This is a genomic window from Streptomyces sp. NPDC088261, from assembly GCF_044740805.1.
GTDB lineage: Bacteria > Actinomycetota > Actinomycetes > Streptomycetales > Streptomycetaceae > Streptomyces.
Genome location: NZ_JBIURL010000015.1, coordinates 63,158 through 89,949, shown reverse-complemented (window position 1 = coordinate 89,949; position 26,792 = coordinate 63,158). Strand labels below are relative to the sequence as shown.

15 protein-coding genes and 1 pseudogene are annotated in these 26,792 nt (G+C 73.1%); 10 read left to right on the top strand and 6 right to left on the bottom strand.

The features are described 5' to 3' along the window. Positions 1 to 34: 34 nt before the first annotated feature. A complete protein-coding gene (locus tag ACIODU_RS25850) occupies positions 35 to 9,445 on the bottom strand; it encodes an amino acid adenylation domain-containing protein (protein ID WP_401770124.1) in 9,411 nt (3,136 codons plus the stop codon). Next, the gene (locus tag ACIODU_RS25845) at positions 9,445 to 13,467 is read right to left on the bottom strand and encodes an amino acid adenylation domain-containing protein (RefSeq protein WP_401770122.1); all 4,023 of its coding nucleotides are present in this window, start codon (positions 13,465 to 13,467) and stop codon (positions 9,445 to 9,447) included. The genes ACIODU_RS25850 and ACIODU_RS25845 overlap by 1 nt, the downstream gene beginning before the upstream one ends. 678 nt (positions 13,468 to 14,145) lie before the next feature. Here ACIODU_RS25845 and ACIODU_RS25840 point away from each other — a divergent pair. The 4 genes from ACIODU_RS25840 (at position 14,146) to ACIODU_RS25825 (ending at position 19,403) form a co-directional block, all read left to right on the top strand. Next, positions 14,146 to 15,216 (top strand): ABC transporter substrate-binding protein, encoded by a 1,071-nt coding sequence (locus ACIODU_RS25840; protein ID WP_401770121.1) that lies wholly within the window; start codon positions 14,146 to 14,148, stop codon positions 15,214 to 15,216. 95 nt (positions 15,217 to 15,311) lie between these two features. After that, a complete protein-coding gene (locus ACIODU_RS25835) occupies positions 15,312 to 16,280 on the top strand; it encodes a FecCD family ABC transporter permease (protein WP_401770266.1) in 969 nt (322 codons plus the stop codon). Between the two features lie 50 nt (positions 16,281 to 16,330). Continuing rightward, positions 16,331 to 17,377: an iron ABC transporter permease gene (locus ACIODU_RS25830; RefSeq protein ID WP_356421725.1), complete on the top strand. Its 1,047-nt coding sequence runs from the start codon at positions 16,331 to 16,333 to the stop codon at positions 17,375 to 17,377. Between the two features lie 400 nt (positions 17,378 to 17,777). After that, positions 17,778 to 19,403, top strand: a complete 1,626-nt coding sequence (locus tag ACIODU_RS25825) for a TROVE domain-containing protein (protein ID WP_401770119.1) — start codon at positions 17,778 to 17,780, stop codon at positions 19,401 to 19,403. Positions 19,404 to 19,451: 48 nt separating this feature from the next. On the opposite strand, the gene ACIODU_RS25820 is transcribed toward ACIODU_RS25825, so the two are convergent. Then, positions 19,452 to 19,832, bottom strand: a complete 381-nt coding sequence (locus ACIODU_RS25820) for a fic family toxin-antitoxin system, toxin component (protein ID WP_401770117.1) — start codon at positions 19,830 to 19,832, stop codon at positions 19,452 to 19,454. Next, on the bottom strand, positions 19,829 to 20,128 hold the full coding sequence (locus ACIODU_RS25815) for a DUF1778 domain-containing protein (protein ID WP_401770115.1): 300 nt from the start codon (positions 20,126 to 20,128) through the stop codon (positions 19,829 to 19,831). The genes ACIODU_RS25820 and ACIODU_RS25815 overlap by 4 nt, the downstream gene beginning before the upstream one ends. Before the next feature lie 100 nt (positions 20,129 to 20,228). Here ACIODU_RS25815 and ACIODU_RS25810 point away from each other — a divergent pair, with 100 nt between their 5' ends. From ACIODU_RS25810 to ACIODU_RS25790, 5 genes are all read left to right on the top strand, one after another. Next, a complete protein-coding gene (locus tag ACIODU_RS25810; RefSeq protein WP_401770113.1) occupies positions 20,229 to 21,062 on the top strand; it encodes an aldo/keto reductase in 834 nt (277 codons plus the stop codon). Positions 21,063 to 21,397: 335 nt separating this feature from the next. Further along, positions 21,398 to 22,270 carry a serine hydrolase gene (locus ACIODU_RS25805; protein WP_401770111.1) on the top strand — a complete coding sequence of 291 codons (873 nt, stop codon included), beginning with the start codon at positions 21,398 to 21,400 and terminating at the stop codon, positions 22,268 to 22,270. Between the two features lie 80 nt (positions 22,271 to 22,350). Beyond that, positions 22,351 to 23,217, top strand: coding sequence for an oxidoreductase (locus ACIODU_RS25800; RefSeq protein WP_401770110.1), 867 nt, complete (start codon positions 22,351 to 22,353; stop codon positions 23,215 to 23,217). 88 nt (positions 23,218 to 23,305) lie between these two features. After that, positions 23,306 to 23,710 (top strand): TraR/DksA C4-type zinc finger protein, encoded by a 405-nt coding sequence (locus ACIODU_RS25795; protein ID WP_356421575.1) that lies wholly within the window; start codon positions 23,306 to 23,308, stop codon positions 23,708 to 23,710. Positions 23,711 to 23,845: 135 nt separating this feature from the next. Continuing rightward, complete coding sequence (locus ACIODU_RS25790; protein ID WP_356421578.1) at positions 23,846 to 24,256, top strand: heme-binding protein; 411 nt, start codon at positions 23,846 to 23,848, stop codon at positions 24,254 to 24,256. 12 nt (positions 24,257 to 24,268) lie between these two features. On the opposite strand, the gene ACIODU_RS25785 is transcribed toward ACIODU_RS25790, so the two are convergent. Further along, on the bottom strand, positions 24,269 to 24,775 hold the full coding sequence (locus ACIODU_RS25785; RefSeq protein ID WP_401770108.1) for a DUF6624 domain-containing protein: 507 nt from the start codon (positions 24,773 to 24,775) through the stop codon (positions 24,269 to 24,271). A 292-nt stretch (positions 24,776 to 25,067) separates the two neighbouring features. On the opposite strand from ACIODU_RS25785, the gene ACIODU_RS25780 reads away from it, so the two are divergent. Continuing rightward, positions 25,068 to 26,069, top strand: a complete 1,002-nt coding sequence (locus ACIODU_RS25780) for a hypothetical protein (protein ID WP_401770106.1) — start codon at positions 25,068 to 25,070, stop codon at positions 26,067 to 26,069. Between the two features lie 157 nt (positions 26,070 to 26,226). Here ACIODU_RS25780 and ACIODU_RS25775 read toward each other — a convergent pair. Next, positions 26,227 to 26,730, bottom strand: a pseudogene (locus ACIODU_RS25775) (protein kinase family protein); the annotation flags it as partial. Positions 26,731 to 26,792 lie beyond the last annotated feature (62 nt).

Genomic DNA, 26,792 nt, shown 5'->3' with positions numbered 1-26,792 from the left:
GGCCAGGGCGGGGTGGGCTGCTGCCGGGCGGGGGTCAGGGATGGTCGGGAACGGCGGGCAGGGACGCCGAGTTGACGGCCTCCGCCACGTGCTTCACGTGGGGCGGTTTGACGAGGTCGTAGTGCGTGCTCTCCACGCACTCCCAGCGCGAGGGGTCCGGCAGGTACACCCGCCACGCGCGGGCCTGGCTCTCCGGGGATTCCGGCGACGGCAGCCCGGGCACCGATTCGCTCGCCAGCCACAGGACGCTCGGCGTGCGGGTCAGCCGGGGCGGTTCGTGGTCCCGCATGGTGGCCAGGTTGGCCCGGCAGCGGTGCGCGAGCCGCTCGGCGTAGGCCGTCGCCTCCCTGCTCGCCGTACTCCGCCCGCGGTCCTCGCCCGTACCGGCGCTGTCCCCGCCGCCGTCCCCGCCCGCCGGGCCCCGGCCGTCGGCCTGGGCCAGTTCGTGGGCGAACACGGCGCGGATCTCCTCCTCGTCGTAGGCGGCGAGGGCCGGTCCCGCTCCTGGAGACGGCGGGTCGAGGAGGTACAGCTCGGCCGCGGGACGGCCCGCGGCCTCCGCCTCGGCCGCCATGGACAGTGCCACCCACGCGCCGAACGACCAGCCCGCCAGCCGCCACCGCCACTCCCCGTGGGGGAAGCGCGCTTCCAGCGCGGCGTGGTAACGGGCGGCCCGTTCGGTGACGGTCCAGGCGGGCAGCTCGGGGTGGAGCAGGGCGGGGTCGGCGATGAGACAGACGGTCAGCCCCGGTTCGAGGGCCGAGACCAGCGCGCGGTACGCCTGGATGTCACCGCCGACCGGGTGGACCAGGCAGAGCAGGTCGCGTCCCGTCCCCGCCTGCCAGACTTCGACGCTCACCGGACCGCCCGGGGAGGGGTCGCCGGGGGAGGGTTCGGTGTCCGGGGAGCGGTCCAGCAGCGCGAGCAGGTCGTCCAGGGTGACCTGGTGGCTGAGGTGGAACAGCTCCAGCTCCACGTCATATAGGCGCTTGATCTCGGAGATCAGGTCCAGCAGGGTGAGGGAGTCCGCGCCCAGGTCGTAGAGGGACACGGTGGGGTCGAGCGAGTCGAGACCCAGCAGGCGGCAGACGACTTCGGTCAGGCGCTCGACGGGGGGTGCGGTGTCCCGCGCGGGGCCGGCCCCGCGCGGGACAGCGGCTTCCGCCGACGCCCCGGACGCGCCCGGCTCGTAGAAGGTGTGGGCCTGGTCGACTGCCGTCGTGGACACCATGAGCTGCGGCAACTGGAGTTCCAGCGCGTGCCCGAAGACCCGCCGGCCCTCCTCCACCGTCAGCCCGACCGCGACGTGCGCCTGGTGGCGGGCGTCCGCGTGCAGGGTGTCCCGGGCCATCCCCACCTCCCGCCACACGTCCCAGCCGATGCCGATACGCAGTGTGGTCTCCGTATCGTCGGCCCGGTACCGGGCGAAGCCGTCCAGCACCCCGTTGGCCGCCGCGTAGTCCAACTGGCCGACGCCACCGAACAGCGTCGCCATCGAGGAGCAGTAGGCCGCGTAGGCGGGCCGGTGGTCGGCGATCAGCCGCTCCATGAGCAGCGCGCCGCGCAGCTTGGCCGCCATGGCGTGCCGCATCGCCCGCGCGTCACGGCGGACGATCAGGCCGCCGGCCGCCGTGCCCGCCGCGTGGACGATCCCCCGCAACCGGGGTAGACGGGGCGCGAGCCGGGCCAGGAGTACGTCGGCCGGCTCCTCGGCCAGGTCTCCCTCGACCAGGTCGACCCGGTCGCCCCAGCGGGCCAGTGTCTCCGGGAGCCGGGGCCGGCGCGCCAGCAGGACCACCCGGCAGTCGGTCCGCTCCAGCAGCCAGGACGCGACACTGGCCCCGATCCCGCCGGTGCCGCCCAGGATCAGTTGGACACCGGGCGCTTCGGCGGCACCGGGTCCGCCCGCCGGCAGACCCAGGGCGGAGTCGTACGCGGCCGGGGTTCCGACGGGCTGTACGGTCTGATGCCACCAGTACCCGTCCCGGAGGGCCAGCCGCCGGGGCAGGACGCCCGGCACGTCGGCCTCCGCCAGGATCATCGGCAGCGCCGCCGCCCACCCCGCCGGATCGGACGCGGGCAGGTCGAGCCAGTGGCCGGTCACGCCGGTCTCCTGGCGCACCACCTCCCCCGCACCCGCCAGCAGCCCCAACTCCGGCCGTCGGACGGGTCCTTCGACCGGCTGGGCACCGTACGAGACCCACCAGACGCGCACGTCCGGGGACGCGGGCGCCCCGGCCAGGGCGCGCAGCAGCGCGGCGGAGGTGTCCAGGCACGCCCAGCGGGCACGGGCGAGCGTGCGCTCGTCCACCGCTCCCTCGACGGCCAGCGGCAGCGTGTGCAACCAGTCGACGCCACCCCGGGCCACCGGTTCCAGCGCGTCGAGCAACTGCCGCAGCGAGTCGGGATCGGCGGGGTCGACCTCGTAACGGTCCTCCGCGAGCCGCGCGAAGCGGTCGGCGGCGCTGACCCGGATCACGCCCGTGTGGCTCGGCTCGAAGGCGCGCCACGTCTCCGGCCCCGACGGCGTGGCGGTCAGGACCACCAGCAGCCGCCCGGACGGGGTACGGGCTCCGGTCCCGGCGCGGCGCAGCCGCACCCAGCCCGGCTGGTGCAGCCAGTCGCTCTCGGGGAGCCGACGGGGCGGGGCGTCGGCGGACGGCGACCCGGTGGCGGTGGACGCCGTGCCGGTGTCGGTAAACCGAGTCCCGGCGTCGGCGGGCGTGGCGCGGGCGAAGGTGTGGTCGGACAGGTCGAAGGCGGGCGGCGGGAAGTCCCACGGCGCCTGGGCCGGCCCATCCGGCCACCGCACCGACCGGCCCGCCGTCCAGGCGGCGGCCAGCGTCTCGGCGGGATGCTCCCCGGCGGCCAGCACCCCGCCCTCGGGGCCGGTATCCGCGACACCCGGCAGGTCCGACGCGGCGGACGGCGTCGTTTCCCCGAGCGCGGACAACTCGTCGTCACCGGCGGCGACTTCACGCAACCACGTCACCGCCGCGCCCGCGTCCGCGCAGGCCGACGCCGCACGCCGACGCAGCGCGGGACGGCCCGCCTGGAGGTGGCGCAGCACCTGCTCGTACGTCTCGGGCCGGGCGGCCAGATGGTCCGCGATCCGGGCGGCGTCGGCGCGCAGGGCGGCCGTACTGCCGCCGGACAGCACCAGACACGGTACGGTCGCCGGCCACCCCCGAGGCTCCGCCGACTGCCGCCGCTCCAGGACCAGATGGGCGTTGGTGCCACCGATGCCGAAGCTGCTCACCGCGGCCACGCGCGGCCGCCCCTCGGGCCAGGCCAGCGCCTTCGTCGGGATGTGGAACGGTGTGAGGTCGTCACCGATCCGCGGATTGATCCGGTGGAAGTCGACGTTGGGCGGGATCACACCGTGATGCACCGCCAACGTGGCCCGTACGAGCCCGACCACCCCGGCGGCCGCGCCCAGGTGCCCGATCTGGCTCTTGACCGAGGCGAGGGCGCAGCGGTCAGGCTCGGCCAGGTCGAACGCCTGGCGCAGCGCGCCGACCTCGACCGGATCGCCGAGCGGGGTGCCGGTGCCGTGTGCCTCCACGTACCCCAGTTCGGCGCTGGTGCGGCCGCTGCGCCGCAGCGCGGTACGGATCACCTCGCGCTGGCCGGCGAGCGACGGCGCGGCGTAACCGAGCTTGCCCGCGCCGTCGTTGTTGAGGGCCGAGCCGGTGATGACCGCGTACACGGTGTCGCCGTCGCGCTCCGCCAGCCGGAGCGGTTTGAGGACCACCACCCCGACCCCGCTCGCGCCGACCGTGCCGCTCGCGTCGTCGCTGAACGGGCGGCAGTGCCCGTCCCGGGAGAAGATGTGCTGCGGCCGATAGCGGTAGCCGCCGCTCAGCTGGGTGTCGACCAGGACCCCGCCGGCCAGCATCACCTCCGCGTCACCCTGGCGCAGCAGTCCCGCCGCGACGTGGACGCCGACCAGCGAACTGGCGCAGGCCGCCTGCACGGTGAAGGCGGGGCCGGTGAGTCCGAGGTGGTAGGCCGCCTTGGTGGCGAGGAAGTCCTTCTCGTGGTGGAGCGCCAGTTGGAAGCCGTCCGGCAGGTGCGCCGGGTCGCCTTCGCGCAGCATCGCCTGGAAGTACGTGTCCTCGCCGCAACTGGCGATCAGCCCGACACGCCGCGCCGCCGGATCGGTGATGCCCGCGTGCGCCAGCGCCTCCACACAGCTCATCAGCAGATGCCGCTGCTGCGGATCCATCAGCCTGGCCTCCTGCCGGCTGATCCCGAAGCGCCCCGGGTCGAAGGCCAGCGGCCCGTTCAGCAGGCTGCGCGCGCCGACCAGTCCGTCCGCCGCGTCGAAGTGCTCGATGCCCCGGCCCCCGCTCTCGACCATGGCCCAGAAGGCCGCGAGATCGTCGGCGCCGGGGAGCCGTACCGCCATCCCCACCACGGCGACCGGCTCGTCGGACGCGACAGCCGCCGCTTCCTGGGCCGCCGCGTCCGCCGGGGACGGGCCGCCGTCCACAAAACGGGCCAGGGCCCGGATCGTGACGTGCTCGAACAGGTCGGGGATGGTGAACCGCAGCCCTTCCCCGGCCGTGCAGCGCAGATGGAAGCGCATCAGGTCGAGGCTGGTGGCACCGGCGTCGAAGAAGCGCTGCCCGGGCGCGACCCGTCTCCCCGTCACCGCCTCGAAGAGTGCGGTCAACCGGGCTTCGCGCGGGGAGAGTTCGGCAACCCCGGAGCGGGGCGCCCGCAGGTCTTCGCCGTCGGTGGTGAGTGCCGCCCGGCGGTCGAGCTTGCCGCTGGGGGTACGGGGAAGGATCCGCACGCGTCGGAAGCGCGCGATCCGTACATAGGCGGGCAGCAGGGACGCCAGATGGCCGGCGAGTTCGTCGGGGGAGGGCGTCGGCGTCGTGTCGCGGCACTGCAAGCACGCGACGAGGTCGTCGCCGTCCCGCACGACCACCGCGTTGACGATCGCCGGGTGCTGGAGCAGGGCGGCCTCGACCTGCCCCAACTCCAGCCGGTGGCCGCTGAGTTTGATCTGCTGGTCGTCCCGGCCCAGATAGTTCAGGACTCCGTCCCGGTCAAAGCGGGCCTGGTCGCCGGTGCGGTAGAAGAGGCCGAGGCCGGGGAGTTCGGTGAAGCGCGTACGGTTGAGCTCTTCGTCGCCCAGGTAGCAGGGCGCGGCCATCGGGCCGCCGATCAGCAGGTCGCCGGGGCAGCCGGGCGGTACGGCCTCACCGGCGTCGTCGACCACCCGCAGCCACGCGTCCGCCACCGGACGGCCGATGGCCGGGCGGGCGGGCCAGCCGGCCGGATCGCCCTCCAGGCAGAACCCGCTGACCACATGGGTCTCGGTCGGGCCGTAGTGGTTGAACAGCCGGGCACCGGGCAGCCCCGCGAACCAGCGGCGGATGGCGTCGGTGCACACCAACTGCTCGCCTGCGGTGATCACCTCACGCAGCCGGGAGGGGAAGCGGCCGAGGTGGGCGCCGTGTTCGGCGAGGAGCTGGAGGGCCACGTACGGCAGGAAGAGGCGCTCGACGCCGCCGGATTCGAGTTCATCCAGCAGCGCCGGGGCGTCGTGCCGCCACTCCGGCCGCACGAGACGCAGGTGTCCGCCGCCGCACAGGGTGGTGAAGATCTCCTGGAACGACACGTCGAAGGACAGCATGGAGAACTGCTGTGTGACCGCGGGTGCCCCCAGGCCGCCGCTGTCGCTCTGCCATTGCAGGAGGTTGCACAGAGTGCGGTCGGGTACCCGCACCCCCTTCGGCGTGCCGGTGGAGCCGGACGTGAACAGGGTGTAGAGCGGCCGTCGCCCGTCGTGGGGTGTCCAGGGCGCGGCGGGCGCGGGCTCGGTGGCCAGGGTGACCGGGTGGCGGGGGAGACCGGCGGGGGCGACGGCATCCAGCTCCGCCTCGCCGCCGGGAGGAAGCAGGACACACAACGGGTCCACCTGGTCGAGGATCTGCCGCAGTAGCGCCGGTGGGTAGGCCGGGTCCAGCGGCACGATGGTGACGTTGAGCCGTGCCAACGCCAGCACAGCCACGACGTGTTCGGCCGAGGGCCCGAGATGCAGCGCGACACAGCACGGCCCCATGTCGTCCGGCGACAGCGCGTACCGGTCCCGTACCTCTGTGGCCAACGCCGAGGCGTGGGCGTCGAGTTCGGCGTAACTCAGCGTGCGGCCACCGGTGGTCACCGCCGGGGCGGTGGGTGTCCGGCGGACCTGGCGGGCGAAGCCCTCGGCCACGGTGGTGAAGGCGAGCGGCGCCGACGGGCCCCGGCCCGCGTCGGCCAGACCGCGCCGGTACGGGGCCACCAGGGTGCCCAGGGTGTCCGTACCTCCTTCGTCGAGCCGGTCGAGTCCGTCACGGAACAGGCGGGCCACGGCGTCGACTTCGGCGGAGTCGAAGTGGTCGTCGGCGTACTCCCACAGGCAGTCGAAGCCCCCCTCGTGCTCGACGACGGACAGCGTGAGCGGGCACTTGGCCTCTATAGGCCGCGGCCATACGGGACGGATCTCGCGCCCCGGCAGAACGAGCGCGCCGAACTCGGTGTTCTCCAGCACGAACATGAAGTCGAACGGCGGGCCCTCGGCGTGGAACGGATGATCGGCCAGGGCGTCGGCGAGCACCACGTCCTGCCGGTCCAGCACCGCCTGCGCGGCGGCGCCCTGTCGGAGCAGTTGGGCCCGCAGCCCGTCGCGCGGCGCCAGGGTGAGCGGGAGCAGCACGGTGTTGGCGAACATGCCGACCCCGGCCTCGAACTCCCGCACCGGCCGGTTGGCCACCGGGCTGGCGATCAATGGGTGGGCGCGGCCGGTCACCCCGTACAGACTCCAGGCGAACACCCCCAGCAGGAGCTGGAATCGCGTCAGGCCCAGCTCCGCGCCCAGCCGGTCGAGCGAGGAGCGGCGGACCAGGTCGAGCGTGGTGTGCAGCAGCCGCCCGGCCGGACGCTCGCCCTCGCGGACCGCCGGCGGCGGCGCCGCCACGTCCGCCACGGTCTCGTAGTGCGCGCGCAGGGCGGCGCGCTGGTCGCGGTAGGGCTGCCGCGTGAACCACTCCGCCTGCCAGGCGGCGAAGTCCAGGGGCGTCGGCACGGCGGCGTGGTCACGCGGTGTGCCGTTCACCTCGGCATCCGCGCCGGCCAGTACGGCGGCGTAGTCGGCCGACACCTCGCGGAAGAGGACGCTCAACGACCAGCCGTCGACCGCGATGTGGTGCAGATGCAGCAGCAGTACGTTGCTGTCCGGCAGCCACCGGACCCGCAGCATGCGCGGCTCGGCCAGATCGAAGGGCTCGGCGAAGAACCGCTGCGCGGGACCGCGCCACCCGTCCGTGTCAGGCTCCGCGCTCGCGTCCGCCCCCACCCAGGGGTCGTACGCCTCCGCCACCTCCTGGTACAGCCCCTCGGGCGTGGCGCGGAAGCCCGTACGCAGCGCCGGATGCCGGGTCACCGACCGTCGTAGCGCCTCGCGCAGCGCCCCCAGGTCGGGTGCGCCGTCGAGCTGGAAGGCCAGCGGAACGCTGTACGCGCGGGACTCCGGGTCGCGCTGCTGGAGCAGCCACAGCCGCTGCTGCTCCGACGTCGCCGGGGCGGAGCGCGCGCCGGCCGGCGGGGGCACCGGCGGATACGGCACCGCGTCGTCCGCCGGGCCCGGCGCGATCGCCGCCGCCAGTTCCGCGAACGTCGACCTCAGCACCACGGACGCCGCCAGCTCCCGGCCCCAGAGGCGCCGGACCTCGAAGCGCAGCCGCAGGGCCTTGAGCGAGTCGCCCCCGTGGGGTATCCACCGGTCGTCCGGGCGCAGGTCCGGTACGCCGAGGATCCCGCCCGCGAGGTCCAGGACCTCCCGCTCCCACGCGGTCGCCGAAGGCCCGGCGGCGGTGACGGCGGGCCGCCACGGTTCGCGGTCGTCCGTCAGCAACGCCCCTTGATCCACCTTGCCGTTGGCGTTCAGCGGCAGCGCGTCGACCCGGAAGATCCGGTGGGGCCGCATGTACGGCGGCAGCCCCGCCGACAGGTGCCGGTCGATTTCCTCGTACGACAGCTCTGCCCCGAGAACCACATACGCCAGCAGCTCGTTCGTCCCCAGTTCCGTGTCGCGCCGGGTGCAGACGTACGCCTGCCGTACCGCCGGATGGGCCACGAGGTGCCGTTCCAGCTCGCCCGGCTCGATCCGGAAGCCCCGCACCTTCACCTGCCGGTCGGCGCGGCCGACGTACACCACCGGCCCCGAGCCGTCCTGCCGTACGAGGTCCCCGGTGCGGTAGTGGCGCACCTGCCCGCCGTCGAGCCAGGGCAGGTGGACGAAGCGGCTTTCCGTCTCGTCCGGCAGGTTGCGGTATCCCGCCGCCAGGCCGTCCCCGGACAGGTACAGCTCCGCCACCTCACCCGGCGCGGCGGCCCGCGACCCCTCGGCCGACCCGTCGGCCACCAGCACCGCGCCGGTGTCCGGCAGGGGCCGCCCGATCGGCACGACGTCCCCGTCGAAGTCGCGCGGGACCGGATGGCAGAAGGCGAACGTAGTGGTCTCGGTGGGCCCGTAGACGTTGTGGAGCCGCGCCGGGGAGGACTCGTTGTGCCGGTACCAGCGCGCGATCAGCCGGGCGTTGAGCTGCTCACCGCCCACCAGCACCTGCCGGGCCCCGGCGAAGCACGCGGGTTCCTCGCCGACCACGGCGTTGAACAGGGCCACCGTCACCCACACGGTGTCGACGCGCTCGCGCAACAGCGCCTCCGCCAGGAGATGAGGCGTCTGTACGGTCTCGTCGTCGAGGATCACGCAGCAGCCGCCGGTCAGCAGCGGCACCCACACCTCGAAACTCAGCGCGTCGAAGGCGGGGTTGGACAGGCAGGAGTAGCGCGCCCCCTCGTCCAGGGCGAGGTAGCCGGGGCGCGCGAGACGCAGGATGCCGGCGTCCCGCACCTCGACGCCCTTGGGCCGGCCGGTCGTTCCCGACGTGTAGAAGAGGAACGAGACCGGCGCGTCGGCCGGGACGGCGGGTTCGTCTCCGGTGGCCGGACCTTCCCGCAGCAGCTCGCTCGCCGCCAACGGCGCGACCCCCGGCGGCAGTTCGGCGGGAGCGCTCCCGCCGTGCACCAGCACGGTGCTCGCCGAGTCCGCCAGGATGTGCCGCCGCCGTCCGGGCGGGCTCTGGACGTCGAGCGGCACGACCACCGCGCCCACCCGCAGGACGCCGAGCATCACGCACACCAGCTGCCAGGAGCGCGGCAGGCACACCGCCACCGCCTGCCGGGGCCGTACACCCCGGTCACGCAGGGCCGCGGCGACGGCCGCGCTCGCCGCGTCGAGGGCCGCGTAGTCGAGCACCTGGTCGCCGTCCACGACGGCGGTCGCCGCCGGGGTACGGCGCGCCCGCGCGAGGACGGACCGGGCGAGGCCCCGGGGCTCGGTGGCGGCCGAAAGCTGTTCGCCGGAGGGGATGTTGTGCTCCATCACGCCTCCCGCGCCGGACGGACCGGGGACGTCTCACCCTGCCGCCCCGCAGGCGGTGGCGGCGCCGGGAACCGCGCCAGCTCATCCTCGATCACGGCCGCCACCCGCAGCACCCCGGCGCTCTCCAGCATCTCCCAGTGGTCACAGTCGACCGGCTCGACACGGAAGCCGCCGAGCCCCCGGCGCTCCCAGAACGCGCGCACGGCGTCCGTGAGCGGCGTGTCGGTCCCGCCCTCGACGGCCTGCACCAGGACGAGCCGGGCCCCGGACGGCGCCGGAACGTGTGAGCGGGCGGTCATCCGGTTGTGGTTGTAGACATGGAAGTACTGCTCGATCTGCTCGTCCTCGATCCCCGGGTACATCCCGTTGAACTTGACGAGCTTGTCGCGGAATTCATCGATCTCCACCGGCCCCAGCGCGGCCCGGTCGGCGGGATCGTCGGTGGCCTGGGTGTCGAGCAGGACGACACTCACGTCCGTCCTGCCCGCGGCGGCCAGGCGGCGCGCCATCTCATGGGCGACCAGACCGCCGTACGACAGTCCGCCGAGCACGAGCGGACCGTCGAGCAGCGGCTCGACCAGCGCCAGATACGCCTCGGCCATGGCCTCGACCGTCGGGAGGAACGTCTCCCCGGGGTTCACCCCGGGCGACTGGATGCCGTAGACGCCGTAGCTGTCCGGCAGGGCCTTGGCGAGCGACAGATAGCAGAAGGCGGTGCCGCCGGCCGGATGGACACACACCACCCGGCGCTGCCCGTCCCCCTCCCGGAACTCGATCAGATTGCCCGGCGTGCCCGGCGTGCCCGGCGGCCGGCCCGGCGCCCCCTGCCGCAGCCGCCCGCCCAGCGCCTCGATGGTCGGGTGGAGCATGATGTCGCGGATCGGCAGCATCTCGCCGAAGGCCTCACGGACGGCGTGCGCCAGCTTGATCGCCGACAGGGAGGTGCCGCCGATGTCGAAGAAGCTGTCCTGGACGCCGATGTCGGCGTGCAGCAGGATGTCCTGCCATATCCGATAGAGCGTCAGCTCGATGTGGTCGCGGGGACTGGCCTGGTTGACCTGTACGGGGGCGTCGGTCCGCGCCACCCGCAGCAGCGCCTCCCGGTCGAGCTTGCCGTTGCGGCTCAGCGGCAGGGAGGGGAGTTCGGCGAAGAGCGCGGGGATCATGTAGTCGGGCAGCCGCTCCGACAGGGCGGCGCGCCACTCGTGCGGCTGCCGGGGCGCGGCGTCCCCCCGGCCGATGCCCGCCACCAGCCGCGGCTCGCCACCGGCGTCCCGGTCGGCGAGCACCGCGGCCTCCCGGACCCCGGGCAGCGCCAGCAACGCCGCCTCGATCTCGCCCGGTTCGATCCGGAAGCCCCGCAGCTTGAGCTGGTCGTCGCCGCGCCCCACGTATTCCGCGTTGCCGTCGGGCAGCCTGCGGGCGAGGTCGCCGGTACGGTACATGCGCGCGCCGGGCACGAACGGATCGGCCACGAACCGCTCCGCCGTCAGGTCGGGACGGTTCAGATACCCCCGCGCCAGACTCGCGCCGCCCAGGTACACCTCGCCGGTCACCCCGGCGGGCACCGGCCCGAGCCGCTCGTCCAGCAGGTAGAGGCGGGTGTTGCCCACCGGCCGGCCGATCGGGCACTGCCGCCCCGACGGCCCCGGGTCGAGGTACGCGGTGCTGTACAGGGTCGTCTCGGTCGGCCCGTACCCGTAACAGATCCGCAGCCCGGGCAGCGCCTCCCGCATGCGGTGCAGCGCCACCTCGGGAAGGGACTCCACGCCCGTGAGCAACTGCCGCAGGCGCAGGCCCTCCAGGCGGGTGCCGGGGGACTCGTCGATCCATTTCACGTACGACGGCGGGAGGAACCCCTGGACGATGCGGTGCTCCCGCAGCCAGCCCATCAGCGCCTCCGGGTCGCCCCGCAGGTCGTCGGGGACCACGTGCAGGACGGCCCCGGTGGTGAGCGGCAGCAGGATCTCGTGCACGGACGCGTCAAATCCGGTGCTGGACCAGGCCGATGTCGCCTCGCCCGGGGTATCGCCCATGCGGGCCCGCCAGTTGTCGAAGAGGTTGATCACACTCGCGTGGGTCACCGCCACGCCCTTCGGGCGGCCCGTCGACCCCGACGTATGGATGACATAGGCCAGTTGGGAGGGTGAGACCTCGATTCCCGGCGCGTCGTCCCGCCGCCCCTCGGCCTCGACCGACGCCAGCTTGTGCCAGCCGTCTGGCGGAGTGGCCGCATCACTCAGTACGAGGGCGGGTGCGGCGTCCTCCACCATCGCGGCCAGCCGCCCGGCGGGCTGGCCGGGGTCGAGCGGCAGATGGGCGGCGCCCGCCTTGAGGATGCCGAGGATGCCCACCACCAGCCCCACCGACCGTCCCGCGTGCAGGCCGACCACCTGGTCCCGGCGGACACCCCGGGCGGTCAGCGCGTGCGCCAGCCGGTTCGCACGCCGCTCCAGCGTGGCGTAGTCGAGCCGTTCCCCGGCGCAGACCAGCGCCGTCGCGGCGGGACGGATCCGTACCTGCTCCTCGAACCGCTCGACCAATCCGCCGCGCGAGGACGGCGGCAGCGCCTCCGGCTCCTCGGTCGCGTCCCAGTCCGCCAGGAGCCGGCGGCGCTCGTCCGCGTCGACCAGCGCGAGGTCCGCGACCTCGCGGCCGGGGTGTGCGGCCATCTCGGTGAGCACCTGCCGCAGATGGCCCGCGTACCGCTCCGCCGTCGCCCGGTCGAACAGGGCCGAGGCGTAGTCGAGATACCCGATCACCCCGCCGTCCGTCTCGGCCAGCGACAGCGAGAGGTCGAACTTGGCCGCCGCGTGCGGGATGCCGACCGGATCGACCTCGATGTCCGGCAGCTCCAACAGGCCCTTCCGCGACGGCTGCCAGGCGAACATGGTCTGGAAGAGCGGGGTGTGGGCGACGCTGCGCGGCGGATTGACCAGCTCCACCACCCGGTCGAACGACACCTCCTGGTGATCCAGGGCTCCCCGTACGACCCCGCGTACCCGCCGCAGCATGTCCTCGGCCGTCGGCGAACCGGACAGATCGACGCGCAGGGGAAGGGAGTTGACGAAGAAGCCGATGACGCCCGCGGCGTCGCCGCGCCGGCGGTTGGCCGTCGGGGTGCCCACCACCAGATCGGTCTGCCCGGTCAGGCGGGACAGCACGACCGACCAGCCCGTCAGCACGGCGACGAACAGAGTGCCGCCGTTGCGCCGCGCGAGCCCCCGGAGCGCGGTGGTCAACTCCTCGTCCAGCACGACCCGTACCCGGCCGCCCCGGTAGTCCTGCTCGGCGGGGCGGGGCCGGTCGGTGGGGAGGGTCAGCAGGGGCGGGGCCCCCGCCAGGTGCTCCTTCCAGTACGCGGCGTGCGCGTCCGGTGCGTCACCCGACGCGGCCGCCTCCGCCCGCTGGCGGCGCGCGTAGTCGGCGTACTGCGCGCCCGGGGGAGGGGACGGATCGTCCGCCCCACGGACGAAGGCCGCGTACAGCGGCCCGAGTTCGCGGAGCATGATGTCCATCGACTGTCCGTCGAAGACCGTGTGATGCATCGTCAGCAGCAGGACGTGCTCCCGCGCCCCCAGCACGACCAGCCGGCCCCGCACCAGCGGCCCCCGGCTCAGGTCGAACGGGGTCGCGGCCTCCTCCCCCTGGAGGGCGGCCAGCCGCTCCTCCGCGTCGGCGCACCCCGTCAGGTCGTCCACCACCAGCGTGTAGCCGGTGTCCGGCGGGTCGATCCGCTGGAACACCTCCCCTTCCACGGCCACCAGCCGGGTGCGCAGCGCCTCGTGCCGGGAGACCAGCGCGTCGAGCGCCCGGCCGAGCACCGCACGGTCCAGGGGGCCCCGCAGCCGGTACGCCATCGCCTCGTTGTACGCCTGGCTCGCGCCCCGCAGCTGGGAGAGGAACCACAACCGCTGCTGGGCGAGGGACGTCACCGAGGTCGTGGCCGCCGTCGGGGCGGGGCCGTTCGCCGGCTCCGACCGCGGGGAGAGGGAGACATGGGGGGATTCTGTCGCCGACAAGGCTGGCTCTTTCCCGTCTGGGGGGAGGGGGGTACGTACGAGAGAGTCAGAGGTACGAGAGAGTCAGAGGAACGCGCGCGTCACGACGACCGGCCCGGCCGCGGAGCGGGCGACGACATCGTTGCCCTCACGTAAAGGATCACGTGCGATCTCCATGGGACGACCTGCTTCCCGCTTCCTGAAGCGTCGTACGAAAGACGGACGCGAGGCGGACGCGGACCGTGGGGAGACCGCGTTCACCCCTCCGGTGTCCCCGGGGGCACCGTGATGATTGATCAGCTGTTGAGGACCTGTCAATGGCCCCAGGGGCAGCCCGGTTCGGCGGCAAAGAATGAGCAATGCATGGCCTTCCGACCGTCCACGCGCCACCGCCTGATGGCATGCTGTCCCCACTCGACCAGGCGCTTTCCCCAGCTGTGACCGGCCGGTGCCACACCCGCGAGGGGTTCGGCCGGGGGAGCTTGCCGGCGTTGTCGTCGTCCCGCCAGAAGCCACAAACGCCGCCGGACGCGGTCGCCCCCCCGCCGGCAGAACGTTGCCGTCCACGAGTCCGCACGGGACGCGAGGGGAGACGGTGGGGGACGTGCTGGTCGCCTCATGGGCGCCAGGCCCCCCGATCCGACGCTACAGAGCGTGTGTAAGGTAAGCCTCGCCTTATCAGTGAGCGAGGAGAGCAGCGTGCGTACGTTCCGGTGGAAAGCGGTCGTGACCGTGTCCCTCGTCGGGGGACTGCTGGCCGGGTGTTCGGCCGGGGACGACGGCGGAGACGGCGGCGGCAGCGGATCCGGGGACGGGAAGGCCGCCGGCGGCTCCCGGAACCTGGTGGCCGGCGCCTCGGCGGGACCATCCACCGCGCCCAGCGCCATGGCCGCAGGCATGGGGGCGAAGGCCGCGGACGGCGTCTTCCCCCGGACCGTCGGGCACTACAAGGGCACCACGACGATCAAGGAAGCACCCGAGCGGATCGCCGTGCTGAGCACCGGCCAGCTCGACGACCTCCTCTCCCTCGGCATCGTGCCCACGGCCACCACGCGCGCCGACAACGCCGGGCTCGTACCGGACTACCTCAAGGACGCTTTCCCGCGGTACGGTCAGAAGCTCGGGAAGATGACCGACGTCGGGACCCGGGCCGCGCCCAACCTGGAGACGCTGGCAGCCGCCGAGCCCGATCTGATCCTGGCCAACGACTCCCTCGGCGACCTGTACCCGAAGCTGTCGAAGATCGCCCCCACCGTGGTGACCAAGGGCCAGGGCATCAACTGGAAGCGGGACCTCCTGCTGGTCGGTGACGCGGTCGGCAAGGGCGAGCAGGCCCAGAAGCTGCTGGACGACCTCACCTCGGACGCCGCCGCCCAGGGCAAGAAGCTCGGCGGTGCGCAGACCGCCGTGTCCATGGTGCGCTTCACCCCCGACCGCACCCGGATGTTCGGCGTCTCCTCCTTCACCGGCTCGATCGCCGTCGACATGGGCCTCGGCCGCCCCGAGCCGCAGCGGTTCACCGCCATTTCGGAGGACATCAGCGCCGAGCGCATCGACCTCGCGGACGGCGACTGGATCTTCTACTCGGTGCAGGGCGACCCCGGCAAGACGGACTCCGGGTCCGTACTCGCCGGACCCCTGTGGAAGTCGATGAAGGCCGTCAAGGCCGGTCACGCCGTCAAGGTCGACGACGACCCCTGGTACCTCAACGCCGGGCCGGCCGCCGCCCGCATCGTCGTGAAGCAGCTCGCCGACACGATCGGCTCGTGACCGCGGTCCGCCCGGCCGACCGGGGAACCCGTACCCGTGCACCGGGTTCCCCGACCCGTCGTACCGCATCCCGCACCGCGTCCCGGACCGCGTGGCTGGCCGCCGCCCTCGTCCTCACCGCCGCCGTCTGCGCGCTCAGCCTCGCCGTCGGCACCCGTCCCGTGGCCCTGCCTTCCGTCGTGGACGCCGTGTTCCACGGCGGTACGACTCCGGACGCGCTGGTCGTACGGTCGCTGCGCCTGCCCCGTACCGCCGTCGGCCTCACCGCGGGTGCCGCCCTCGGCCTCGCGGGGGCCGCGCTCCAGGCGGTCACCCGCAACCCGCTCGCGGACCCCGGCATCCTCGGACTGAGCCAAGGCGCCGCCGCCGGCGTCGTGTTCGCCGTCTCCCTGGGCCTGGCGAGCGGATTCGGCGGCTACGTCTGGTACGCCTTCGCCGGGGCCGTGGCCGCCGCCTGCGTCGTGTACGCCCTCGCGACCCGCGGCCGGGGCGGTGCCTCGCCCGTCAAACTGGCGCTGGCCGGGACGGCACTGTCCGCGATGGTCGCGGGCGGCACCACCGTGGTCCTCACGTCGAGTTCGGCCACGCTCGACCAGTTCCGCTTCTGGCAGGTCGGCGCGCTCAGCGGCCGCGACGCCGGGACCGTCGGGCAGATGCTTCCCTTCCTGGTCGCCGGCGCGCTGCTGGTCCTCGGCTCCGCCCGCGGTCTCGACGCCCTGGCACTCGGCGACGAGACGGCCCGCGCGCTCGGCCACCACGTCCCGCTCGTACGGGTCTGCGCGGCGCTCGGCGCGACCGTCCTCACGGCGGCGGCCGTCGCCGCGTCGGGGCCGATCGCGTTCATCGGCCTCGCCGTGCCGCACCTGGCCCGCCGGCTCGTCTCCGGCGACCACCGCTGGATGCTCCCGCTGTCCGCGCTGCTCGGCGCCTCCCTGCTGCTCGCGGCCGACGTCGCCGGACGCGTCGTCCGCGCGCCGGCGGAGGTTCCGGCCGGGGTGATGACGGCGCTCGTGGGCGTGCCGGTGCTGATCGTGCTCGTACGCCGCAAGGGAGCGGGCGCGTGAGGGCCGGCCTGGCGAAGCGGCCCCCGGCGCCTCCGCCCGGCCGGGACACCCTGGTCACCCGTCACCCCCACGCGGCCGGGCTGCGCGTGCTGCGCCGCCGCCGCTTCTCCCTTCTCCTGCACCGCCGTTCGGCCGCGGTCGCCTGCGTGCTGCTCGTCCTGCTGGTGGCCGTCGCCGCCGTGTCGGCCAGTGTCGGGCAGACCTACGTGCCGCCGGACGGGGTCTGGCGTGTGCTGCGCGGCGAGCCCAGCCCGTACGCCCTGGTCGTGGGCGAACTACGCGTGCCGCGCATCGCGCTCGGGGCCCTGGTCGGCGCCGCGCTCGGGCTCTCCGGCGCGCTGGTGCAGACGGTCACCCGCAACCCCCTCGCCAGCCCCGACGTCATCGGGGTCGGGCACGGCGCCGCGGCCGCCACCGTGCTGGCGCTCGCCACCGGAACCGCCGCCTCGCCCGGCGCGCTGCCCGCCGTGTCGGTGGCCGGCGGTCTCGGCGCGGCGGCGCTCGTTTATGCCGTCGCGTGGCGGCGGGGCATGCGGACGAGCAGCTTCGTGCTGACCGGCGTGGGCATCGGGGTCGCGCTCTCGGCCGTGGTGCAGCTCTACCTCACCGAGAGCGAACTGGGCGCCGCCGAGCAGGTCAAACTGTGGCTCACCGGCAGCCTCAGCGGACGTGGCCGGGACCAGGCGGTCCCCCTCGCCTTGGTGCTGGTCCTCTGCCTGCCCGGCCTGGTGTGGGCGAACCGTGCCATGCGCCCGCTCGCCCTCGACGACGACACCGCCGCCGGGCTCGGCGTGCGGGTGCGGCGGACCCAACTCGGCCTGACCGCCCTGGGCGTGGTCCTCGCGGCCACCGCCACGGGCGCCGCGGGACCGATCGGCTTTGTCGCGCTCACCGCCCCGCAGCTGGCCCGGCGCCTCACCCGTACCCCCCAACTCCCCCTCGTCGGCTCGGCGCTGACGGGCGCGGTCGTCGTGGTCGCGGCGGACCTCGCGGCCCGTACGGTCATGCCACCGCTGGAGATCCCCGTGGGGGCGCTCACCGCGCTGGTCGGAGGCCCGTACCTGCTCTGGCTCCTGGGCCGTCCGGGACGGTCGTAGAGCCGCCCACGCCGGCCCGCGACCGCCCCCGCGTGCGACGGAAAATGCCAACGCGGGTGTGGCGAACGGTGGTTAGAGTGGCGGCATTACAACACGCACGCACCTCCCGGTGCGCGGGTGTCGGTTGCTTCTCCGGTGCTTCTCCGGTCGAAGCGCCCCCGGGCGCGCGGACTCGACCCCCGCGGAACCGACGCCGCTTCGATCTCGGGAGGCACAGCACCGGGGTGCCCGGTGCGCAGGCCGGGGATACTTCCACTGCACATGGGGTGGTCGCGGGTTCGACTCCCGTCAGGCGCTTTGGCGCCTGTAGCTCAGTTGGTAGAGCACCTTGGCTCCCCGGCCGACCTTGATCTCGGGCACCCCACCGCTGCGCCTCCCCTCCGTCCGAGGGGGGTTTCCCTTGTCCCGTTTCAACCAGCGCGGCGCACGTCCGTCCGCCACCTCGCCCGTGCGGACGACCGGCGAGCACACCACCACCCACGAGGGCGGCACGGGACACCTCCGCGACGCCAGGAGCGAGCTGTTCCTCCTCGCGGTGAGCAACTTCGTCGGCGTCGACACCTTCTACGAGAAGGGCGGTCGGCGCGACGAGCGGTACACCCACCTCGTCCAGCGGCTGGCCGTCGAGGACCCGGCCTGGGTGGCCGGACTCCTCACGTGGCTCCGCGGCGAGGCCCACATGCGTACGGCGGCGCTGGTCGGGGCCGCCGAGTTCACCGCCGCCCGCCTCCGCTACCAGGCCCCCGGCCACTCCCGGCAGGTCATCGACTCCGTGCTCCAGCGCGCCGACGAGCCGGGGGAGTTCCTCGCCCACTGGACCGCCCACCACGGCCGCGCGCTCCCCAAGCCCGTCAAGCGCGGCCTCGCCGACGCCGTCCGGCGGCTGTACACGGAACGGGCGCTCCTCAGGTACGACACCGACTCCAAGGGCTACCGTTTCGGCGACGTCCTCAACCTCGTCCACCCCGCGCCCGCGCCGGACAAACCGTGGCAGGGCGCCCTGTTCAAGCACTCCATCGACCGCCGGATGAACCGCGGCGACGACATACCCGAGCAGCTCACGACCCTGCGCGCCCGCGCCCGTCTGATGGCCGTCCCGGTCGCCGACCGGCGCGCGCTGCTCAGAGGCGCCGACGCCCCGGCCGTCCTCAGGGCCGCGGGGATGACGTGGGAGGCGCTGGCCGGCTGGCTCCAGGGTCCCCTGGACGCGGCGGCCTGGGAGGCGGTCATCCCGTCGATGGGCCTGATGGCCCTGTGCCGGAACCTCAGGAACTTCGACCGGGCCGGGGTCGGCGACGAGGTCGCCGAGACGGTCGTACGGAAGATCGCCGACCCCGAACAGGTCGCCCGCTCCCGCATGTTCCCGTTCCGGTTCTGGGCCGCCCACCGGCACGCCCTGTCGCTCCGCTGGGGACACGCGCTCGACCGGGCGCTCAACGCGTCGCTCGCCCACGTGCCCGCCCTCGACGGGCGGACCCTGATCCTCGTGGACCGGTCGCCGTCCATGTTCCCGGGGCTGCCGTACTCCACGCCCCACACGTCGGACATCCCCCTCGCCGAGCAGGCGGCCGTGTTCGGGGCCGCCCTGGCCACCCGGGCCGCGGCGCCCACGCTGATCGAGTTCGGCATGCGCTCCCGGACCGTCGACGTACCGAAGGGCGGCAGTGTCCTCAGGCTCATCGACGCGTTCGGCAGGATCGACGGCACGGACGTCCCGTCCGCCGTGCGGCGGCACTACGCCGGACACAGCCGGGTCGTCATCGTCACCGACGAACAGACCCGCCCCGGCTGGCTCCCCTCCAACTGCGGGAGCCACGGCGGCATGGCGGAGACGGAGATCGACGACCTCGTCCCGAAGAACGTTCCCGTCTACATGTGGAACATGGCGGGCTACAAGGAAGGCGCCATGCCGTCGGGCACCTGCGGCCGGCACACGTTCGGAGGCCTCACCGACCAGGCGTTCGGGACGATCCCGCTCTTCGAATCGGGCCGGGACGCGACCTGGCCCTGGGAGACGGGGACCTGACAGGAGCCGACCCGCCCGGGTACCGACCCGGGCGGGCCGGCCTCGTCATCAGCCGACGGTCCACGCGTGGAGCTGCCGGGCGATCTGCGCGACCCCCACCGTCCCCGCGACCGTGTCGCGGACCAGAGCGGGCGCCGCCTTCGGCTCGTAGTCGAGGCGGTGGCCGTACAGGGAGAGGAACGCCTCCGCGGCGTGCCAGGCGAACGCCTCGTTGGAGTGTTCCAGGCAGGGCAGCCTGACGAGCGTCTGGAGCAGGGCCGCGGCCTTGAGGTGGTGCGAGCCGTAGATGTCGCGGTCCATGGCCCGCGCGTGGACGCGGGCGACGGCGGCGTGGAGCGGGCCGTAGTCGTCGACCTGCGGATCACGGGGAAGCAGCTCCGCCGCGTGCAGCAGGTACGAGACGTCGATCTGTGGTTCCTGCTCACTCACGCGGCGTGACCCTGCTCCCGCCGGGCCAGCTCCTGGCGGGCCTGCTGGTCCGCGGCGCGCTGCTCCGGCGTGGGGTCGACGCTGCTGGGCTCGGCGTCGAACGCCGCGCCGCTCCGGGCCATCGACGTCTTGAAGCCGTCGAGGAAGGTGTTCTCGACGGCGGTGGCGCGCTCGTAGGCGGCGGACAGGATGTACTCCTGCATGCTGATCCCCGCCGCCTTGGCCGCCGCCGCGATGGCGGAGCGCTGTCGTGGATCGGGGAAACGCAGGCTCATGGCTCCTTTGGACTCACTCATGGTATCGAAGCTACCACTGATACCAGGCAGGAGGGGAGGGGGAGGAGATCCGGCGGTCTGCGAGCATGGTGACCACCCGATCTCCGAGAAGGAGCTGACCATGACAGCGGTGCGGACCGTACGGTTCCCCTCCGGGGCGGAGGTCCCGGCCCTGGGACAGGGCACCTGGCGCATGGGCGAGGACCCCGCACGGCGCCCCGAGGAGATCGCCGCTCTGCGGAGGGGTCTGGACCTGGGGCTGACCGTCATCGACACGGCGGAGATGTACGGAAGCGGCGCCGCCGAGGAGCTGGTCGGCGAAGCGATCCGCGGCCGGCGGGACGACACGTTCCTCGTGAGCAAGGTGCTGCCGTACAACGCCGACCGAAGGGGTACGGCCGAGGCCTGTCACGCGGGCCTGCGCCGCCTGGGGACCGACCGGATCGATCTCTACCTGCTGCACTGGCGGGGGAGTGTTCCGCTGGACGAGACCGTCGGGGCCATGGAAGCGCTGGTGTCGGAGGGCAGCGTCGGTGCCTGGGGGGTGAGCAATCTGGACGTCGCCGACCTCGCGGAGCTGCCCGCGGGCGCGCGCCCGGAGACCGATCAGGTGCTCTACAACCTGACCAGGCGGGGCCCGGAGTTCGACCTCTTTCCCCGTTGCCGGGAACTGGGCGTCCCGGTCATGGCGTACTCACCGGTGGAACAGGGCCGCCTGCTCGGTCACAAGACGCTTAAAGCGGTGGCCGCCGCACGCGGCGCCTCGCCCGCCCAGGTGGCCCTGGCCTGGGTGCTGCGCCGCGACGACGTCGTGGCGATCCCCAAGGCGTCGACCGTCGCGCACGTCGAGGAGAACCACGCGGCCCTGGACCTCCACCTGACGGACGACGATCTCCGTACCCTCGACCGGGCCTTTCCGGCCCCGGTCCGCAAGCGGTCCCTTGACGTGCTGTGACGCCGGTGCTGTGACGCCGGTGGTGTGACGCGTACGACACGGTCGCCGGGGGCGGTGCCGTACGACTCCGGCCGCCGGCCCCGTGAGGCGGTCCGGCCGTGCCGGAACCCCCGCCCAAGAGGGCGTGCGGCGGGGAGACATGGGCCCGAGCGCGCGTCGGGCGTGACGCGCCTCCGGCGTACCGACATCCCGGGTGAATGCGCCCAAAAACATCGAACTGACCCTCGATTACCATCGAACGCGTGCATGAGGACATGCCTGGCCGGCGCCCTTCCCGCTCGCGTTCCCGCTCCCGCAGGGAACAGCGGCGCCGCCGAAGGGCCAGGAGACGGCGGGTGGTGTGGACGGCGGCCGGCGCCGTGCTGATCGCGGTCGCCGTCGCCACGTACGGCGCCGCGAGCAGCCAGGGCGAGGGCGGCGGCGAGAGCGCCGAGGCCAAGAACGAGGTGTCCTCCGGCGTCGCGCCGACCCCGTCCCCGACCCCCGCCCCGGCGGACCTGGCACCGGCGCTGGCCGACATCACCGCGGGCCTGGCCGGGCGGGGGCTGTCCGTGGCGCTGCTGGACACGACGAGCGGCAAGTGGGCCACGTACGGCGAAGGCGCCTTCGACACGGCCAGCATCGTCAAGGTCGACATCCTCGCCACGCTCCTGCTCCAGGCGCAGGACGCCGGGCGGGAGCTGACCGCGAAGGAGCAGGCGTACGCCACCGACATGATCGAGAACAGCGACAACGACGCGACCAGCGCGCTGTGGACCGTCATCGGAAGCGCGACCGGGCTCGACGCGGCCAACCGGCGGCTCGGCCTCCTCGACACCCGGGGCGGAGGCGGCACGGTCTGGGGCGTGAGCCAGACCACGGCCGCGGATCAAGTACGGCTGCTCCAGAGCGTGTTCGACGCCAAGTCGCCGCTCACGCCACCATCGCGGGCGTACATCCAGAAGCTCATGCACCACATAGCCCCGGGACAGGACTGGGGCGTCTCCGCCGCGGCGGACGACCCGGCGGCGACCGCCCTCAAGAACGGCTGGCTGGAACGGTCCCTGACCAAGAAGTGGGACGTCAACAGCATCGGCCGGATCGAGATCGGCCCCCGGTCCTACTTCCTGGCGGTCCTGACGAACGGCCACACCACCCAGGAGGCCGGTATCCGGCTGGTGGAGGAGGCGTCACGGGCGGCGGTCACGGAGGCGGCCGCCCTGCGCTGACCGCGGTCACGACGTGCGGGCCGGCGCGTCCGGGACAGAATGGGGCAAGAAAAAGCCGCGAAACGCTCCAGGAGGAACAGATGGCCACGAATCTCCCCGGCGGAGCTCTCACTCCGGCCGACGGTCTCACCCTCAGCCGTGCCGGTTACGGTGCCATGCAGCTGGCCGGCCCCGGCGTCTTCGGGCCGCCCGAGAACCGCGACGAGGCGGTCGCGGTGCTGCGCGCGGCGGTCGACCTCGGGATCACGCACATCGACACCAGCGACTACTACGGTCCCGTCGTCGTGAACGAGATCATCAAGGAGGCGCTGTTCCCGTACCCGGCCGGCCTGCACATCGTCACCAAGGTGGGCGCCCGCCGGACCGGCGACGGGGGCTGGGTTCCGTCACTGGAGCCCGCGAAACTCAAGGCCCAGGTCCGGGACAACCTGGAACACCTCGGCCTGGAGGCCATGGACGTGGTCAATCTGCGGCTCGCGTCGGTCGAGGGCACGTCCGACGACTCCATCGCGGAGGAGTTCGGCGCGCTCGCGGAGCTGCGGCAGGAGGGCCTGATCCGTCACCTGGGCCTCAGCGGAGCCTCCGACGCCCAGCTGACCGAGGCGCAGGGGATCGCGCCGGTCGTCACCGTGCAGAACCTCTACAACCTCGCGAACCGCCAGGACGACGCGCTGGTGGACCGCTGCGCGGCCGAGAACATCGCCTTCGCCTCGTTCTTCCCCCTCGGCGGCTACACCCCGCTCCAGTCCCGGACGCTCACCGACGTCGCCGCCCGCCTGGACGCCTCGCCCCAGCAGGTCGCCCTCGCCTGGCTCCTCCAGCGGTCCGCCACCACCGTCCTGATCCCCGGCACCTCCTCGGTCGCCCACCTGCGCGAGAACGTCGCCGCGGCGGAGCTGGAGCTGCCGGCCGACGCGGTCGCCGAGCTGGACGCCATCGGCACGTGACCACCCCCGTCGCCCCCGTCACTCCTGTCACTCCCGTCACCACCGGAAGGCCGGAATGGTCGATCGGTGTGTTTTGTTGGTATGTGCCATGGAAAGTCGTACGAACAGTGCCGGGGGCTCACCGACCCAGCGGAGGGCGGCCACGGAAGCGATCGACGAGGCCCGGGCGGGCAGCGCGCGGCTGATCGAGTCGCTGACCCGCCTGTGGGACGACGTCGTGCAGGCCTCTGCGCTGGTGGCCACCGACGACGAGCACGATCCGGAGGGCGCCACGGTCGCGTTCGAGCGGGCGCAGCTGCGGGACGTCCTGAAGCAGGCCCACGCCGATCTCGACGACCTGGAACGGGCCGCCGAGCGCATCCGTACCGGCGAGTACTGGGTCTGTGAGCGCTGCGGAGGCCCGATCTCCGCGGAGAGGCTCACCGCCCGCCCCACGGCGCGCACGTGCATCGGTTGCGCGAGCCGCAAGACGCCCCACCGGGCGGCGGGGTGACGAGCCGCGGCCATGAATTGACAGATCGTTCCGCCGTGGGACGCTGGAAGGGCTGAGGGGGTACGGAGCGCCGGGCGCCGGTCTCCGTTCCCCGGGCCGGACGACGGCGACGCTGACCACGGGAGGCGGGGCGATATGACCACCATCGAGACGGTTTCCCTGGACGACGCCCGGCGGGTGATCGAGGCCGGGGAGAAGAAGGCCCGGGACCTCGGCCGGCCGAGCAACATCGCCGTGGTGGACCACGGCGGAAATCTCGTGGCCCACATCCGGATGGACGACGCCTGGATCGGCAGCGTCGACATCTCCATCAACAAGGCCTTCACCGCCCGCGCCTTCGACATCACCACCAAGGATCTCGCGGACAACGCGGGCCCGGGCGCGCAGTTCTTCGGTATCAGCGGATCCAACCAGGGCCGGGTCATGATCTTCGCCGGTGGCATTCCGCTCTACCGCGACGGCAAGGTGATCGGCGGAGTCGGCGTCAGCGGAGGCTCGGGCGACGAGGACCAGGCGGTGGCGGAGGCCGCGGCGGCGGGCTTCTGACGGACGCGGGTATCAGGTCGTCGCGAAGCCGGCGACGTACTCGTCGAAGGGCTCGATGCCCACCTCCGCACGGAGTTCGTCCATACGCTCCGGCTCCTCGCAGGGCCAGGGAACCGGTGCTCCGTCCTTCACGCCGGCGATCTGCGTGCCGTAGATCTGTTCGCGGCCCTCGTTGACGAGCGTCCGGTCGCGCAGAAAGGCCAGCTCGCGGCGGGCCGCCGAGCCGGCCGGCACCGCCTGCTCCATCAGTTCCAGGGCGCGCCGCTGGACGTCGAGCTGCCGGTCGGCGTGCTGGGCGATCAGCCACGCCGCGCGTGCGGCCTCTTCGCCGACCCGCTCCGCCGCCGGCCAGCCGTACACGTCCATGATCTCGGCGAGCCGGTCACCGTGCCGTGCGGTCAGCCGGCGCCACGCCAACCGCTCCGACGGATCGTCGCTGTTCGCGCCCATGGAGGCCCGCTGATCGGCCGCGGCCATGTCCGTGAGTTCCGCCGCCAGCGCGGCAAGGTCGTGCGCCATTTCCAACTCCCAGGTCCGGTCGGTGCGTTGTGCCTGCTGCCGGAAACTCTAAAGGCGCATATCGGGTGGAAAGATCATTCCGGAGAACGGTGACAGGGGCCTCCGGGCACCGGGACAATGGATCTGTGCCCGGAAGCCGCGGCCCGCGCGCCGGTGAACGTGCCGTACGGCAACGAACTGGTCACGACTGCGCGTGCACGTGCAACTTCGCGGCGGGCCCGGGGGTCTTAGGGGTGACCAGCACCTTGGTCGTACCCATGAGGAGATCACCATTTCTGTTATACGCAAGACCATGACCGCCACCGTCGTCGTCACGGCGGTCCTGGCGGGCTCCGCCGCCTGCGGCACGGTGGAGAACCTCTCCGCCGGGCAGAAGCTCGACCGTGCCTTCGACAAGCTCGGCGCCGAACGCTCGCTCTCCTTCGAGCTGGACCTGGACGCCGACGCCAAGACGTTGCGGGCGCTGGACGCGGACGCGGCGCCGGGCGAGGAAATGCCGGAGAAGGTGGCCGAGTTGTTCAGCGGTGCCACGATCTCCCTCTCCGTCCAGTCGAAGAAGCCGCTCGCCGAGTCCGGCGAGAAGGACTTCACCGGCGTGGCCATGAAGGTCAGCAGCCCCGAGGGCGACCTGCTGGAGTACCGGGTCGTCGGCGACTACACGTACCTCCGCGCCGACGTGGCCACCCTTTCCGGTGCGATGGGCACCCCCGCGCCGCCCGCGGACGAACTGCCCGAGGAGGCAGGCGCGCTCAAGAAGATCCTTGAGGGCGAATGGGTCAAGGTCGCGACGAAGGACCTCCAGCAGAGCGCCGTGAAACCGGGTGAGCCCTCGGCGGCGCCCACGCTCGACGCCACGACGCAGAACAAGATGGTGAAGGCCCTGCGCGGCGTCATCGCCCGTGAGGTCGAGTTCAAGACCGCGGGCGAGGCGGACGGTACGGAGCACGTCACCGCCACCGCTCCCTTCCGTACGCTGATCACCGGCCTCTTCGACGGGATCCGCCCGCTCGCGAAGGAACTCCCCGCGGGCATCGAGTTCCCGGCGGACAAGGACTTCAAGGACGCGCCGAACGTCAAGGTCGCGGCGGACTTCGCCCTCAAGAACGGCGCGCTCACCGAGGTGTCCGTGGACGTCGCGAAGCTGGCCGAGAACCCGAAGGTGAAGAAGCTCGCGCTGGTGCTGCGGATGAGCAAGGGCGAGAAGGCCACGGCGCCCGCCGGGGCCACCGAGGTGAAGTTGGACGAACTGCTGGAGAGCGTCGTCGGGTCGGCCGCCGGTGGCGCCGCCCTGTGAGGGACGGTTCCGCCGCGGTCCACGCGGTGATGACGCCCGGCGGCCACTGAGCTGTCGACGTCGCTTGCCTCGCGCGGACAGCAGGGCCCCGACCCGGACCAGTACCGGGTCGGGGCCCAGCGTTGTTCCGTACGGCGGATCTCCTCCGCCATCACCGCGGCGCGTGGCGCGCGACGATCGCGGCGGCCGTCCCGGGCATTCCCGTGGGGCGTTCACCCCGGGCGTACGCGCGCACCCGCGCCTCGCGCTCGTCCCTCCCGTACCCGTACACGTCCGTCACCAGCCAGTTCACCAGGTACGAGACGCTGTAACAGCGGTCGTAGGTCCGGTGGCGGGCGAAGAAGTCGGCCTCGTCCCGCGCCAGTTCGAACCGGGAGGAGACCGCGAGGCCGTAGTCCGCGAAGTAGAGGCGCCGGCCGTCGGTGAGGATGTTCTCGAAGTGGACGTCGAAGTGGAGCAGTCCGCGCGCGTTCATGAACGAGATCCCGGCCTCCAGGCCCCGCTCCACCATGGCGCAGGCCCGGTCCGCGGCCTCGTCGTCGGCGTCCATCCGCTCGCCGAGCCACCCGTGGAGCGTGCGCGGGACGTACTCCAGGAACAGGGCGACGCTCGCCGACGACCGCCGGAGGCCCTCCACGCGAGCCCGAACGGCCGCCGCCCCGTGGGCGGTGAGGCGCGCGCCCCGCGTCATGTCTGGCCCGGACACCGGGCCTCCCTCTGCCT

Coding starts and splice junctions, on each gene's coding strand:
- ACIODU_RS25800 (WP_401770110.1), top strand. CDS start 22,351: ATGGCCACGAATCTCCCCGGCGGAGCTCTCACTCCGGCCGACGGTCTC.
- ACIODU_RS25850 (WP_401770124.1), bottom strand. CDS start 9,445: ATGGAGCACAACATCCCCTCCGGCGAACAGCTTTCGGCCGCCACCGAG.
- ACIODU_RS25795 (WP_356421575.1), top strand. CDS start 23,306: ATGGAAAGTCGTACGAACAGTGCCGGGGGCTCACCGACCCAGCGGAGG.
- ACIODU_RS25815 (WP_401770115.1), bottom strand. CDS start 20,128: ATGAGTGAGTCCAAAGGAGCCATGAGCCTGCGTTTCCCCGATCCACGA.
- ACIODU_RS25810 (WP_401770113.1), top strand. CDS start 20,229: ATGACAGCGGTGCGGACCGTACGGTTCCCCTCCGGGGCGGAGGTCCCG.
- ACIODU_RS25790 (WP_356421578.1), top strand. CDS start 23,846: ATGACCACCATCGAGACGGTTTCCCTGGACGACGCCCGGCGGGTGATC.
- ACIODU_RS25780 (WP_401770106.1), top strand. CDS start 25,068: ATGACCGCCACCGTCGTCGTCACGGCGGTCCTGGCGGGCTCCGCCGCC.
- ACIODU_RS25785 (WP_401770108.1), bottom strand. CDS start 24,775: ATGGCGCACGACCTTGCCGCGCTGGCGGCGGAACTCACGGACATGGCC.